The sequence below is a fragment of the Bacillus sp. NPDC057893 genome (assembly GCF_042796455.1).
GTDB lineage: Bacteria > Bacillota > Bacilli > Bacillales > Bacillaceae_G > Bacillus_A.
Window position 1 is genome coordinate 197705 of the sequence record NZ_JBHVNG010000002.1, and the last position, 14267, is coordinate 211971.

17 protein-coding genes are annotated in these 14267 nt (G+C 35.6%); 6 read left to right on the forward strand and 11 right to left on the reverse strand.

Annotated features, from left to right (window positions below):
• Both ACFVQC_RS09615 and ACFVQC_RS09620 read left to right on the forward strand, forming a co-directional pair.
• A complete protein-coding gene (locus tag ACFVQC_RS09615) occupies positions 1–660 on the forward strand; it encodes a PspA/IM30 family protein (RefSeq protein WP_377898230.1) in 660 nt (219 codons plus the stop codon).
• A 161-nt stretch (positions 661–821) separates the two neighbouring features.
• Entirely contained in the window at positions 822–977 is a 156-nt protein-coding gene (locus tag ACFVQC_RS09620; RefSeq protein WP_219917334.1) for a hypothetical protein, read from the forward strand.
• Between the two features lie 171 nt (positions 978–1148).
• Here ACFVQC_RS09620 and ACFVQC_RS09625 read toward each other — a convergent pair whose 3' ends face one another.
• The gene (locus ACFVQC_RS09625; protein ID WP_377898231.1) at positions 1149–1724 is read right to left on the reverse strand and encodes a TetR/AcrR family transcriptional regulator; all 576 of its coding nucleotides are present in this window, start codon (positions 1722–1724) and stop codon (positions 1149–1151) included.
• A 141-nt stretch (positions 1725–1865) separates the two neighbouring features.
• Between ACFVQC_RS09625 and ACFVQC_RS09630 the strand changes: the two genes are divergently transcribed.
• Positions 1866–3341, forward strand: coding sequence for an MDR family MFS transporter (locus tag ACFVQC_RS09630; RefSeq protein WP_377898232.1), 1476 nt, complete (start codon positions 1866–1868; stop codon positions 3339–3341).
• Between the two features lie 43 nt (positions 3342–3384).
• Here ACFVQC_RS09630 and ACFVQC_RS09635 read toward each other — a convergent pair whose 3' ends face one another.
• From ACFVQC_RS09635 to ACFVQC_RS09650, 4 genes are all read right to left on the reverse strand, one after another.
• Positions 3385–3912: a permease gene (locus ACFVQC_RS09635; RefSeq protein ID WP_377898233.1), complete on the reverse strand. Its 528-nt coding sequence runs from the start codon at positions 3910–3912 to the stop codon at positions 3385–3387.
• Positions 3909–4391 (reverse strand): hypothetical protein, encoded by a 483-nt coding sequence (locus ACFVQC_RS09640; protein WP_377898234.1) that lies wholly within the window; start codon positions 4389–4391, stop codon positions 3909–3911. Before ACFVQC_RS09640 ends, ACFVQC_RS09635 begins: the two co-directional genes overlap by 4 nt.
• Positions 4384–4725 carry a PadR family transcriptional regulator gene (locus ACFVQC_RS09645; RefSeq protein ID WP_377894068.1) on the reverse strand — a complete coding sequence of 114 codons (342 nt, stop codon included), beginning with the start codon at positions 4723–4725 and terminating at the stop codon, positions 4384–4386. The genes ACFVQC_RS09640 and ACFVQC_RS09645 overlap by 8 nt, the downstream gene beginning before the upstream one ends.
• A gap of 298 nt (positions 4726–5023) precedes the next feature.
• Positions 5024–5173, reverse strand: a complete 150-nt coding sequence (locus tag ACFVQC_RS09650; protein ID WP_002150194.1) for a YjcZ family sporulation protein — start codon at positions 5171–5173, stop codon at positions 5024–5026.
• A 200-nt stretch (positions 5174–5373) separates the two neighbouring features.
• On the opposite strand from ACFVQC_RS09650, the gene ACFVQC_RS09655 reads away from it, so the two are divergent.
• Positions 5374–5610 carry a hypothetical protein gene (locus ACFVQC_RS09655; protein WP_002150192.1) on the forward strand — a complete coding sequence of 79 codons (237 nt, stop codon included), beginning with the start codon at positions 5374–5376 and terminating at the stop codon, positions 5608–5610.
• 153 nt (positions 5611–5763) lie between these two features.
• On the opposite strand, the gene ACFVQC_RS09660 is transcribed toward ACFVQC_RS09655, so the two are convergent.
• The 3 genes from ACFVQC_RS09660 to ACFVQC_RS09670 form a co-directional block, all read right to left on the reverse strand.
• A complete protein-coding gene (locus ACFVQC_RS09660; protein WP_377894066.1) occupies positions 5764–6312 on the reverse strand; it encodes a DUF4352 domain-containing protein in 549 nt (182 codons plus the stop codon).
• A gap of 945 nt (positions 6313–7257) precedes the next feature.
• On the reverse strand, positions 7258–8433 hold the full coding sequence (locus ACFVQC_RS09665; RefSeq protein ID WP_377898235.1) for an MFS transporter: 1176 nt from the start codon (positions 8431–8433) through the stop codon (positions 7258–7260).
• Between the two features lie 287 nt (positions 8434–8720).
• Positions 8721–9032, reverse strand: a complete 312-nt coding sequence (locus tag ACFVQC_RS09670; RefSeq protein ID WP_002159054.1) for an ArsR/SmtB family transcription factor — start codon at positions 9030–9032, stop codon at positions 8721–8723.
• A gap of 610 nt (positions 9033–9642) precedes the next feature.
• Here ACFVQC_RS09670 and ACFVQC_RS09680 point away from each other — a divergent pair.
• The gene (locus ACFVQC_RS09680) at positions 9643–9792 is read left to right on the forward strand and encodes a hypothetical protein (RefSeq protein ID WP_002069316.1); all 150 of its coding nucleotides are present in this window, start codon (positions 9643–9645) and stop codon (positions 9790–9792) included.
• A 554-nt stretch (positions 9793–10346) separates the two neighbouring features.
• On the opposite strand, the gene ACFVQC_RS09685 is transcribed toward ACFVQC_RS09680, so the two are convergent.
• The 3 genes from ACFVQC_RS09685 to dhaS all read right to left on the reverse strand — a co-directional run bounded on the left by ACFVQC_RS09685 (position 10347) and on the right by dhaS (position 12236).
• Positions 10347–10448 (reverse strand): YjcZ family sporulation protein, encoded by a 102-nt coding sequence (locus ACFVQC_RS09685; protein ID WP_000505688.1) that lies wholly within the window; start codon positions 10446–10448, stop codon positions 10347–10349.
• A 203-nt stretch (positions 10449–10651) separates the two neighbouring features.
• Positions 10652–11650 (reverse strand): DhaKLM operon coactivator DhaQ, encoded by a 999-nt coding sequence (gene dhaQ, locus ACFVQC_RS09690; protein ID WP_377898236.1) that lies wholly within the window; start codon positions 11648–11650, stop codon positions 10652–10654.
• Between the two features lie 13 nt (positions 11651–11663).
• Positions 11664–12236: a dihydroxyacetone kinase transcriptional activator DhaS gene (dhaS, locus tag ACFVQC_RS09695; RefSeq protein ID WP_219917350.1), complete on the reverse strand. Its 573-nt coding sequence runs from the start codon at positions 12234–12236 to the stop codon at positions 11664–11666.
• Positions 12237–12414: 178 nt separating this feature from the next.
• On the opposite strand from dhaS, the gene dhaK reads away from it, so the two are divergent.
• Positions 12415–14166, forward strand: coding sequence for a dihydroxyacetone kinase subunit DhaK (dhaK, locus tag ACFVQC_RS09700; RefSeq protein WP_377898237.1), 1752 nt, complete (start codon positions 12415–12417; stop codon positions 14164–14166).
• The last annotated feature ends 101 nt before the right edge of the window (positions 14167–14267 follow it).

Consider the following 14267-nt stretch of genomic DNA (forward strand, 5'->3'; position numbering starts at 1 on the left):
ATGGGTATTTTAAAACGTATTAAAAATATTGTGGTAGCGGATGTGCATCAAACGTTAGATAAGGTAGAAAATCCTGTTAGCATGTTAAAGCAATATCTTCGTGAAACAGAACAGCAAATTACGAAGGCTGAAAAAGCACTTTCTCATCAATATTATTTAGAAAAGAAATATGAATCATTAATTTTAGAAACGGATGCTCTTATTGCGAAGAGAACTCGTCAAGCTGAGCTTGCAGTATCACGCGAAGAAGATCAAATGGCGCAGTTAGCCCTGCAAGAAAAGATTGTAAATGAGAAAAAAGCGGAGCTATATCGCCAGCAGTACGAAATAACAAAAGAGCAAACAGCGACGATTTATGAACAAATTGACAAATTGCAAAAGAAATATGGAGAGTTGCAATATAAAGAACTAGTTCTTGTTTCGCGATTAAATGCGGCGCAAGCGATAAAAGAAAGTAACAGAGCGATTGATTCGTTCCATACAGAAAGTACAGCGAAAGGCTTTGCACGCATTGAATCGTATGTGCAAAAACTAGAAGCAGAAACGGCTGCTAGTAACTATTTTTACAATTTGAAGTCCCCTAATCAACAAGAAGTGTTAGATCAAAATTTGCAAGAAGAAGTACAGCGGGAGTTAGAGCAGTTGAAAGAGAATAAATAGTATATAAAAGCCCATTTTAGAAGGGCTTTTTTCTATGTAAAATTCCATTTGTTTTGTTTACATAATATCTTTACAATCATTTGATAAAATATATTTAACTGCATATTGTGAGGGTGGGTAGTTATCCCTTCTTTCTATTCGGAAGGAAAGGAGGTGATAATATGGAGTTTTTGTTTGACCTTGTAAAAGAGTTTGTAAAAGCGACTGTACGCGAAGTTTCAGCGTATTTTTTGCGGAAGCAGTTCCTGGATAAGGACAACAAAAAACCCACTCCGCGCCGTCACAAGCAAAAGGGTGGGTTCCGCAAAAAGAAATAACTTATAATAACCACCACCCTAGGCGGTAGCAGTTAGGGAAGAGATGTTAGCGCATCTCTTCTTTTATTATACGCAATTTCATTCGATGTCACACTTATATAGTATTCTACGGAAAATATATCATATTCCTATTTTGTGGTCAATTTGATTACATGAGCGAAAATTGTAATACTATTCCTTTTCAAACTGAAAAATATCCCGATTAATGAGTTGATGGAAATGCCTATCCATTTCTGCTACAGAAACTGTTCTTCCGTTTTGAAACCACCACGCACTTAATGATGTGATTACTCCTGAATAAAATTCAATGATTAAATCATTTGGCATCGTATGATTTTTACAAAGTTGATTTAATGCTTCAGTTTCCTGTTTTCTTGTTTCATGACTTAAATAATGTATACGGCTAATAAATTGCTCATCAGACATTTGCGCCTCTAATATTTTACCGATTTCTTCATGGTGAAGGAATTGTTCCATCACTTGAAATGGTTTACTTAATCGATCTAAAAGCGGTATTTCAGCAATCATCTCCCCATAGCGTTTAAAACCAAACGCTAATAAAGCATCTTTATCTTCAAAATGTTTATAAAAGGTTGTTCGATGTACCATCGCGCGATCACATATTTGGTTAATCGTGATGGAACTATATTTCTGTTTTGATTGCGTCATTAATTCAAATAAGGAATCCCATAGTAATTTATGTGTACGTCTAATACGTAAATCAAGTTGTTTTTCATTATCGTTCATCTACAATTCTCCTTTTTTGTAGATTAAATATACAATGGCTGAAAATTGATTCTCCCTTTTTAATCTACATATGTATATTATATTACATGTGTTCAGGCTTCTATAAAGCTTTTGGAGAAAAAACAGGAGGAGAATCAATACATGAATATAACAACTAAGAGCCCTGCAAGTGGCAAAGTTGATACTTCTAATATGAAACATACCCCCATTTTGATTGCATTACTTTTAGGGGCAATGGTTGCGTTATTAAATGAAACGTTACTTGGTAATGCGTTAACAGTATTAATGAAAGAATTTGACGTAACAGCTTCAACAATCCAATGGCTTTCTACAGCATACATGTTAGTAGTGGGTGTTTTAGTACCGATTACAGCGTTACTTCAGCAATGGCTCACAACGAGACAAATGTTCTTAATCGCTATGGTAACGTTTTTAGTCGGTACATTAATTGCGGGATTTGCACCGACATTTTCCGTTTTGTTAGTCGGCCGTATCGTCCAAGCTGTAGCGACGGGGTTAATTTCACCGTTATTAATGAATACGATTTTAATTATTTGTCCACCTGAAAAACGTGGTGCCACAATGGGATTAATCGCACTTGTGATGATGTCAGCTCCAGCAATTGGTCCTACATTATCTGGAGTAATCGTTGATTCACTAAATTGGCGCTGGTTATTTTACATTGTCGTTCCTATCGTGATCATTTCCATTGTAATTGGGATGAAGTACATTCAAAATGTTACAGAGTTAACAAGGCCAAAAGTAGATTATCCATCAATTCTTTTATCGACATTAGGATTTGGCGGGATTGTGTATAGCTTTAGTGCATCAGGTGATTTAGGGTGGCCCGATCCGAAAGTGTATGGTGCTTTAATTGTTGGGCTTATATCACTATGTATTTTTGTCGTTCGACAATTAAAAATTGAGAATCCAATTTTAGAATTACGTGCATTTAAGGTTCCGATGTTTACAATATCAGTTGGATTAATCGTCATTGTTATGATGTCGTTATTTTCAACGATGACTTTATTACCGATGTTCTTGCAAACAGTTTTACTCGTTACAGCCTTTAAATCAGGACTAATAATGCTTCCAGGAAGTATTATTAGCGCTATAATGGGACCAATCGCAGGTAAACTATTTGATAAATTTAGCCCGAAAGTTGTTATCGTTCCCGGTATTGTGTTAGTAGGTATTGCAATGTTCTTATTTAAAGGCATTACTCCTGATACATCAATGCTACAAATTATTATTATGCATAGCGTATTAATGGTCGGACTCATGTTTGTAATAACAGCACAAACATACGGTTTAAATCAATTAACACCAGATCTATATCCGCACGGTACAGCACTGTTTAATACGTTACAGCAAGTAGCTGGCGCAATTGGTACGGCTATATTTATTTCGAAAATGTCTTCAGGAACAACTAAGTATATGGAAAGCTCCGCAAATCCAATGGATCCAGTAGAGAAGTTAAACGGTTTAACATCCGGCTTCCAAGGTGCATTTACACTAGGGTTAATCTTTATCGTTATTGCTTTTATCGTATCGTTGTTCTTAAAAGAAGAGAAAAAGGGAGTAAAGGCAACGCAGGTTTTACAGAACGAGAATTAAGGTTCATATAAAAAAGACATCTTGATCTCGTAAAGATGTCTTTTTACATTTCTTTCGTAATATCATACTGCAACAACTGCCGCTGATCATAAAATTTCTCAAAAACGATGCCCATTACGTAGAAGAACAACAGACCGAAGCAAATGTGAACGAGTGTAAAGGTAGCCCCAAATGAAGAAAATTCATACACCATAATTGGTAATTTCGCAGTTGTCCAAACACCTAAGAAAAATACGATGTACCTAATACTTGCGCCTTTTTTTAATAGTAGTGCTACAATTGGAAAGGCAACATAGAGGGGACCAGCTGCAATTCCGCCTAATAATAGGGAGAATAATATTCCATATATGCCGGACTTTTCTCCCATATATTTCATTAGTGTTTCTTTCTTCACCCACTGATCAAGTAACCCTACAAAAATTAGGACAGGGGGGAGTAGAAACAACATATCCAAAATGCTATTCCCCGTTAATTGTAATGCGCTCCATCCTAAAGATTGGTTTATAAAAGTTAGTATGATAAGTCCAATCAGCAAAATGAAAAAGAAGCGATATCTTTTTAGTTCATTCATACCATCACCACCCAAATGATATATGAGAATAGGAGTGACATGAGTAATGCAGATGCATTACGAGCGTAAGCAAAGCTTCGTCCGAATATCTTTTGTTCCATCGGTAAGGTTGTAATTCCTACTGACATGAGTGTAGACATAAGTGCCGCAACTTGAGGAAGGCCTGCGCCGTGCTGGACTAACGTATTACCAAGTGGGAACACGACAAAGCTTGGAATGAGTGCCACAGAGCCGAGTATTGCTGAATAAATAATACCCATGAATCCAGACTGTTCTCCAATGATGGAAGAGATGAAGGACGGTGTTAAGATAGAAAGTGATAGTCCAACGAAAAGCATAATGGAGAGCATGGCAGGGAGGAGGTTTCGAAATATTTTCCATGATTTTAATAGGGCAGCTTTCGTTTTATTCCGATCCTTCATAAAAGAAATCCCCGTAAGAACAATGGCCAAAGTGTAAAGGATAGCGCCATTAATCATGATAAGATTCCTTTAAGTCTTTATATTTGCCCAGGAAAAATGATAAGTTTTTCATTTTTTCCTCAATATCCATTTGAAAATCTGCTAATTGTTCTTTTCCGGCAGGGGTAATTTTGTACATTTTTCTCGGTTTGTCTTGATGAGCTGTACTTACATAAGATTCAATAGCACCTTCGTTTTCTAATTTCTTCAGCGTGCGGTACAGGATGGCACTATCGATTGGATTGACCGGAAGTTCTTCCACGCATTTCTGAAGTAGCTGTCCGCCATAGTTATCACCTTCTGCTAAAAATAACAAAAGAAATGCACCTGTATGTCTTCCTGTATGTTTCATGAATATACCTCCTAGAGTGAATTGGAATATATACTGTTAATGACAGTATACTGTTGTTAACAGTATATGGTGCATGAAGTGCTATGTCAATTTTAAAATGTTGATTAGTGCAAAGAATAATCCCTGTTCTAATCTTTCTAAATAAAAAAATAAAAGCCTACTGTTTTCTTGTGACAGTGGCTTTCATAGTTGGTAAACTACTATATTACGCTTAGGGAATCTCGCACTTTGATAGTAACACATATAGGTTAGCCCTATATTGAGAAATAAAAAAAGACACTCTCAAGAGTGCCTCTTATTAGCAGCCTAATCCGCCGCCCCAACAGCTAGCTCCAACGATGATTAATAAAATAAAGAGCACAACAAGTAAGGCGAATCCACCGCCAAAACCACAGCCTCCGCCACAACTACCACCATAGCCTCCACCACAACTACCACCATAGCCCATATTAACTCCTCCTTCCATAAAGTCCATATATTAATGGATTTATTTCACTTTATGTTTTTACGGATAAACTTGAGCAGGTCCTTTTGAAAAAATAAAAGCACTCGGTATTTTAAGAGAGGTGACGAACTTATTTTTGTCACGAGTATTACGCTTATTACATATGGTATTTTATTCTGTGCATTTGGGGAAAGGAGATCGTTATGGCTAATTCTGAGATGATATTACGTTTACTTACGGATTTAAAGATTGAACAGCAAGCTTTAAGAGAACAGCTGGAGAAAATGCAAACAGCATTGACTATTCTTGAAGAAAAACCAACTACTCTTGAAGAAAAACCAGTTGCTCTTGAAGAAAAACCAGCTGCTCCAAAGAAAAGAGCTACTTCTGGACGCCCAACATCTTTTCGTGATTGGAGAGCATCAACTCAAAGGGATTAAGGAATCCTGTTATAGTAAGTTATACAAAATCACAAATGAAAAAGTACAGTTTACTGTAGTTAATACAGAGGCTGTACTTTTTGTTATGTTAGTATAAGTTGTGATAGGCGGTTTATATATTTTGTAGAAAAACAACTTTTATATTTTCTTTGACTATTCCACTTTTAACTCGATACCTTTATCCAACATATCGCCACTCACTTTTAAAGTTAATCCTTGCGTATTTTTCGGTACATCGAATACAATGTTCCCTTCCGAATTTTCATGAGGATTAAGAACACCAAATTTTAATGTAGCGGTATTGGCAGCTTTAAGTGTTAATTGAAATTCATTAGAAATGTGATATTCTCTTCCGATTCCGTCAATTAATTTAAAGTTGTTGCTATTTAGTGTAATGGGTTCCTCTTTATCATTATGCACTCTGACGTCTAATACTTTAAATACACCTTGTGCTTTAACTTCTCCATTACCTATAACATCTAATGAATCGACAGGGCCTATAGATATGTATACATCAGAAAAATCTCCATGGGTGGGAAGTTCTTTTTGAGGATCCTTGTTGCTAAGTTCATCATTCTTTGTTTCTTTAGAAGTCTCCTGTTCGTTTTTCGTGTTACTGCTAGATGTATCATGTGAACTGCAAGCTGATAATCCAAATAAGAATGTGCTACATAATAATGATGTTAATAACTTTTTGTTCATAGTTTGTTCCTCCAAAATAGAAGTACTTTCATGGGCGCCATGATGATTTAGTAAATCTATATTTTTCTTTATGTGTATTAAATGTTACATCTTATTATATTGACTTTGGGATAAAAAGGAAACTTGATGCAAATAAAAAAGACACTTTGAAGTGTCTTTTTTATTTGAGTTATGCGCATTGCTTAACAAGACGTTAGTTCCTCAGTCTGACGATGAGTAACTATGTAGGTTGATTTCATTATAGCATTTTAACCAATAATGGGTCTATATGGAATTTGTTTGATGATTATGTTTTTTACGCAATAATTGAGCAGGTCCTTTTGAAAATAAAGAAAAGACACCCTAAGGTGCCTTCCTCCGACTTGAACCATCTTAATTTTAATAATATTGGACTCCCGTCCGAATATTATTTTACCATGTTAAGTTGTTTTTGGAAATATGCCATATCGATAATTACAATACACGTTTTAGTTTTTGAATTATTTATCTTTCTAAAAGTTGAAATTAATAAGAACCCCATAAATGATAAACCATTCCACTAACAAAAAACACTAATCCTAAAAACAAAACAATTAAAGCAAGTACTCCATTTTGATTATGTTCCATAAAACTAGCTCCTTTTAGATTTATTTTTATCCCGCTATTTGCGGGCAGTAAGACTCCCACCTCAAAATTTGGCTGGAGCAAAGAAGTTAGGTGGGAGCCCTGCTGCCCGTAAACGCCCGATTGGTGAGGGCTAATAATCAGTGGGGGATGAACAAAACCCCCACTGATTAAAGTTTCACTTTATATACAAAAAAGCCTTTAGTCGTAATTATGGCTAAAGGCTTTGAGCATTATACTTTTTAGTTTATAAAATCTTATAAGAAGAATAACCTGTATTTTATATAGAGAAAAATTTATGATTTTTTATGGATAGAATTCAAATTTGGAACTGAAAATGTACTAGCTTGATAATGAAGCCTGGCTATTAGAATTGAAAAATTTTAGTTTTACTATAATTAATAGAAATGAAAGTAGTGTGAATATAAATCCGCTCCAAATAAGCTGGTGAATACCTAGGTTTGAAATGAACCAGCCTCCAATAGTTGTTCCTAGAGTAATTCCGAGATTTGAGAACGAAACGAATAGACTATTACCAAATTCAGGTGCTTCTTTTGCTTCGCTTATTAACCATGTTTGACCAACAATTAATCCACCAGCATGTACGATTCCCCAAATGAATACTATAAAAATCATTGGAACAAGGTAGGAACCTAAATAATAAACTAATATGTAAACAACAGAATATAGAATAGGGAATGATATTACGGTGTTTATTATGCTTTTTTGCAGGAGACTACCAAATAAATGATTACCTAAAATCATAACTATACCAAATATGAATAGCATGATACTGATGAGAGATCCATTCATGGAAGTTACTTTTGCAAGGTACTCGGCGAAGTAGCTGTATACGGAAAACATGGCTGCAAAAAGGAATGTGACGGTTAAAATATTTAACCATAATCCTGGTTTGCCGAGTATACGAATTTGTTTGCCGAAAGACATTTTTTCTTTAACAGGCATAGAAGGAAGTAGGATTAGTATTCCAATGAATGCAAGAGTGTTAACAAGCGCTCCAAATAAGAAAGCAATTTCGAGTGAAAATTGGTCTGCAAGGTAAGAGGTTAGTGGTACACCTAAAGCAAAGCCAACAGTAATTCCCATAAAAACTTTTGTAACTGCTTGACCGCTCTTTTCTGGAGGGACAAGTTTAGCAGCTGTTACAAGAGCGATTGAAAAGAAGAGTGGATGAAGCGCTGCCGGTAAAATACGAAAAATAAGCATGATTTCAAATTGTGTTGTATAAGCGTAGATTATGTTTGAAATAACAAATATGAAAATTGCTGTTAATAAAATTATTTTGCGATTAATACTAGAGACGAGCAGAATTAAAAACGGACCAGAAATAGCAACAACTAGTGCAAATATACTCACTAAAAATCCAGCTTGTGTAGTTGGAATTCCGAATTTTTGAGTGATTTGTGGTAATACGCCGACAATACCCATCTCGGTAGTAATAATTCCGAACACACCTATTGCGAGTGTCAGAATAAGTAAAGGATTTACTTTTTTCATTTATAAAACTCTCCATTCATATCAGTATTTTGAAAGTTAATTCATTAACAAAGAAGCATTATTACAAGCATGATTGGATGCCAATATTATCAGGATTATGTAATTCGAAACACAATAACAGATATCTAAATAACTAGATATGATATATTAAAAAATTTTCTCCTTTCTATGTTTCTTGCTTTTATAGGTAGTGCAATTTATAAAAAAGTAATTGGATACCTGTAAAAAAGCAGAATGTGTGAAAGCTAATAATTAATTGATATGCAGATTGATTATTAGCTTTCATTTTATAATTCGTTTTGGACGTATTCAGAAAACTCTCGTATTGTTTTTTCATTTCGACGATAGTATGTCCATTTTCCAATTCGGTCAGATTCTAGTAAGCCTGCTTTTTTCATAGTTAATAAATAACTAGAAATAACCGATTGGGCTAAGCCAGTTTTAAGCTGGATATCTCCTACACATACTCCAACTTGAAAGTTAAGGCCTTGTTCTAGATAAGGCTTTTCATCGAAATGGTTTTCTGGATTTTTCAACCATGATAAAATTTGACATCTTGTTTCATTTGACAATGCTTTATAAATTAATAAAGGTTCCATAAGGATATTATATCTACTTTTATAGATTTGTAAATGGGTTTTGGTGATTTTGAGGGGAGAAGGTATACGTGATCTCGGTGAATAGGAAGGAGGTGCTCTGGATCTGTACTCTTTGTAAAGGACATTCTAAAAAAGTTAGGCAACATAAAGAAGATGATTTCTGTATGCAAACAGGAGTCATCTTCTTTAAATTCCATTGATAGCAAGAATGATTATAGTACGTCATATATGGGGTAGCGTCAGGAAAATGCGCATTTACAACGATAAGCATTTTGATACAAGTCTTATGAAACATTATGAAGTCTAATTTAAAGGTGATTTGATTATGTACCAATAGGCTTTACTCTATTTAGATTGTGAAGTTACCTACTTAAACTAACGGGGCAGGTTAGTTTAAGTAGGTAATATTTGGATTGGGATAGATATAAGTAGAAAAATTAATAACAAGGGGTGATTTTTTGGAGAAAAATATGGGGGATGTAGATTTTTTTAAACAAGTAGTAAAAAGACTTTGCAACTAATAAAATAATAAGGTTTACTTCAGTAAAATAAGGTATAGTATATTTGTTGAATAGATTCTCTTTAAAGACAAGAAAAGTAGGTGAACAAAGTGGGAAAATATCAATTGGATTACAAAGGTCAGGCAGCTGTGGCAAAGTTTCATGAAAAACAGACGCCTGCCAAATTTGATAAAAAGCAGCAACTTGAAAAATTGCGTGCGGAGTATTTGAAAAAGAAGCAAAAACAAACAGATAAATAATATGTTACGTTTTTCCCGATTTTCTGTATATGGTGCAAACACAAGAAAATAGGTAAGTTATTCATCGTTCAAATATATACAGGCTATTTTTTCAAACCTCTTACTTATGCAACTAACGCATGCGTTAGTTCATTAAGAATAACTAAAGAAGTCGATTCCTTGAGATGGAAATCGGCTTTTTTAATAAGTGACATTTCCTTAGCGTCAGGAAAATACGGATTTACAACGTTAAGGAGTTTACGATATTAAAAAGCCCAATTTCTCGGTATTAAGAAATTGGACTTTTTTCGTTTTATCCTATCTATTTAAATCACCCTATTATGATGGGTGTTTTACTTATATAAGTTTTGAATCTAAGGAATTAAAGTTAGTTGAGCAACTTTGTGTAGCGGAAGGGTTATTTGTATTTCACACTAAAGACCGAAAGTGATAAAGTGTTGTGTAAATAACTGATTTGGATGACTTGAATGTATAAACCCAAAAACTTTCCTTTATGGAGAGCTTTTTATTATAAGAAAAGACACTCATATAAGAGTGTCTTTTCCAATAGTTTTTTAGCAGAAGCAAGAAGCTCCAACAATGATCAATAAAATAAACAATACAACTAGTAAAGCAAAGCCGCCGCCACAACTACTACAACTACCACCAAATCCCATAATAGTTCCTCCTTTAATAAGAGGGGAAAACAAGGGTACACTCATGTATTTTAACGGATTCAACTTACTTTATGCTTTTTACGCAATAATGGAGCAGGTCCTTTTGAAAATAAAGAAAAGACACCCTAAGGTGCCTTCCTCCGACTGGATAACCACATTTCATGTATTGGATTGTGGGAACTGGTGGATAAATTGCAAATTTGTTACCAACTACTCACTCCAACATCCGCCTTCAACCACTTCACCCAATCAGAATCCTCTACCTTAAGCAAACTGAGCGAAACACCTTTCATATCTAAAGAAGTGAGAAGGGTACCAACTTTTACGAACTTCGCATGTAAGCCTTCCAGCTCAAATAAACGGCGAATGTCGTTTGCGAAAATGTATTGTTCCATTAATGGTGTCGCACCGAGTCCGTTAATGAGGATGGCGAAGTTGTCTCCTTTTCTCCAGCGATAAATGCTTTTTAGTTTGTTCATGAGTTCGATCGCTAATATTTCAGAAGAGGATAGCGCTTCTTTACGGTAACCTTTTTCGCCGTGGATGCCGACTCCGTAAAAGACTTCATCGTCGTTTAATGAAAATGAAGCTTTTCCCTGTACTGGATCATTTGCAGGTGAAAGGGCGACTCCTAATGTATGTAAGTTTTCGGTGACAGAACGGCCGAGTGTTGTTAGTGCTTCTAAAGAATAGCCTTCAAGAGCGGCCGCACCTAATATTTTTTGAACGAAAACAGTGCCAGCTACGCCGCGTCTTCTTTTATTAAAAGAAGCATCATCTTCAATTGAAACGTCGTCATTTACGATGATGTGGTCAATTTGTCTTCCTTCTTCTCTTGCGACTTGTTCTGCAGCTAGAAAGTTTTCTACGTCATCTTTAAAGTTTTTAATGATGAATAAAATACTTTTATCTTTTGGCATTAAGCGAGTTACCGCCACAATTTGCTCCACTGTAGGCGGGGTGAAAATACTTCCGTTTACTGCTGCCGTAAGCATTCCTTTTCCTACATAACCAATATCGGCAGGTTCATGTCCGCTACCACCGCCGCTTATAATGACAACGTTTTGCTTCATTTTTTCGATATCTTTTACATAAATGATGTTATGTGTTTCGTCGTAATTTACTTTGTCGTTATGTTCAAAATAAAAGCCATGCAGCATATCTTGAACAATATTTTCTACATCATTCATAATCTTTTTCATTGCTTTGGCCACCTTATGATTTGTTTGCTGATTGTTCGAGTAAAAGTAGTAATTGATTATTTATCATATTTTTCATGAGAGAAGACATGATGGACGGATTTACTTCGCACTTGCTTTCAATCCAATCTTTTATCGTTCCAACGAAGCCGTGACTATAAAAGGAGGCAATCGTATTTTTTGTTTCAATAGAAAGAGTTAATCTACAGCTCATAGATAGTTCATCAATAATCTTCATATATAAGTTTTTCGTATGCTCAAATAAATAGTGATTAAACGAGTTTTGCTCAATGACTTTAAAAGCATTTCGGTAAAATTTTTGATTTTCATAAAAGTAATCGAATAATAAATCAAAAATATTTTCCCATGTTTCATAGTCGAGAAAGTCGATAATGTTTTCCTTCGTTTCTTCTCTATAAATCCAGCTCAATAGTTCGAATTTATCTTTAAAATGATAATAAAAAGTTTGCCTACGCATTTGACAGTTTATCATAATATCGCTCACTGATATTTTATGAAACGACTCTGTTTCCATTAAATGTTTCAACGAGTTCGCGATTATCTTTTTAGAAATTATAGAAGAGGTCATCAGAATCATCCCTAGAATATTAGTAATATACAAATCCTATCTACAAATGAAAGAAGTGTCTTTAGACAGATTGTCCATTTTGTCCGTTTACTATAAAACGCTTTCATTTTAACATGAGTAGTAAGAAGAAGATTTCAAATATATCACAATATATTAAAGGAATTGAGGGAGAATCACAATGAAAAAGATTATAAACAAACCAGAAACATTAGTAATGGAAATGTGTAACGGAATGGTTATGGCTCATCCAGAGCTTGAGCTTTTGAAAAAATATAAAGTTATTAAGAAGAAAGAAATGAACGAAAATAAAGTAACGTTAATTAGTGGCGGAGGTAGTGGTCATGAGCCAGCGCATGCAGGACTAGTCGGAAAAGGAATGTTAGATGCGGCAGTGTGCGGAGATGTGTTTGCTTCTCCCACGCAAATTCAGGTATATCAAGCGATTAAAGAGACAGCTAGTAAAAAGGGTACGTTATTAATTATTAAAAATTACAGCGGCGATATTATGAATTTCAAAAACGGTGCGCATTTAGCGACTGAAGATGGCATTGAAGTAGACTACGTAAAAGTGGACGATGATATTGCGGTAGAAGATAGTTTGTACACAGTAGGGCGCCGCGGTGTTGCGGGAGTTATTTTAGTTCATAAAATTGCCGGCGCAGCAGCGGAAGCAGGTATGGATTTAGGAGCGGTGAAAGCTATCGCTGAAAAAGCAGCGGCTAACGTGCGCACAATTGGTTTAGCGTTAACTTCTTGTACAGTACCAGCGAGTGGTTCACCTACTTTTACACTTGCGGAAGATGAAATGGAATACGGCGTTGGTATTCACGGTGAACCAGGAATTAAGCGTGAAAAAACGATGTCAGCTGATGAATTAGCTAACCGTATGACAAATGATTTAATAAAAGATTTAGGAGTAAAAGATGGCGAAGAAATTGCGGTTCTAGTAAACGGTTTTGGCGGAACACCACTGCAAGAACTTTACCTATTTAACAACGCAGTTACGAGAGAATTAGCTGCTAGAAACATTAAAATTAATAGAGTATTCGTCGGTAATTATATGACGAGTATCGATATGGCTGGGATGTCTTTAACAGTGATGAAGTTAGATGACGAGCTAAAAACGTTATTATCGAAAGAGTGTAATACACCTGCGTTTAAAGTAGACGGACCAGTTGAAAGTGTAGAGTACGTGAATGTGCTTGAAGATGTAGAAGAGAAGGAAGTTTCATTTGAACTAGAAACAGCGGAAGAGCACGCTGTTATGAAAGATAATGTCATTACATTAAATAACATGATCTATCTCGTTGATAAAATGAGCGACATTATTATTAAAAATGAAGTACCGTTCTGTGAGTTAGATACACATGCAGGTGACGGCGACTTCGGAATGAGTGTAGCAAAAGGATTTAAGCAATTAAAACGTGAATGGCATTCTATTGTAGAACAAGAAAATGTAACGATCGGATCGTTCCTTGATAGTTGTTCTATGATTATTATGGAACATTGCGGCGGCGCTTCAGGTCCAATTTGGGGCGGTGCGTTCCGTGCAGCTAGTAAAGTAGCAGACGAAAAACGTGAGTTAACAGCCAACGAGTTCGCTGAAATGTTACAAGCAGCACTTCACGGCATACAATCTATCGGTGAAAGATCGTTCGGTAGAGGAGCGGTAGTTGGTGATAAAACGCTTGTTGATGCACTTGCTCCATGTGTAGACTCATGGATTGATAGTGCTTCAAATGGTACAGACATGAAAACTGCCTTTGAAAAAGGAGCAGAAGCAGCGGTTAAAGGGGCAGAGTATACGAAAGAAATCGTAGCTCGCATGGGCCGCGCTGGTACAGTTGGCGAAAGAAGCTTAGGATATCCAGATGCAGGTGCGCATGCACTTGGGGTTATCTTTACGGAGATTGCGGGTAGTTTGAAATAAAGTGATACTAGTTTCATAGAATCCTCTCCGTAGTAAGTTTCTTACTGTGGGGAGGATTTTTTCTATATAGTTGACGGTATAGAAAACTTCTTCAGGTACCT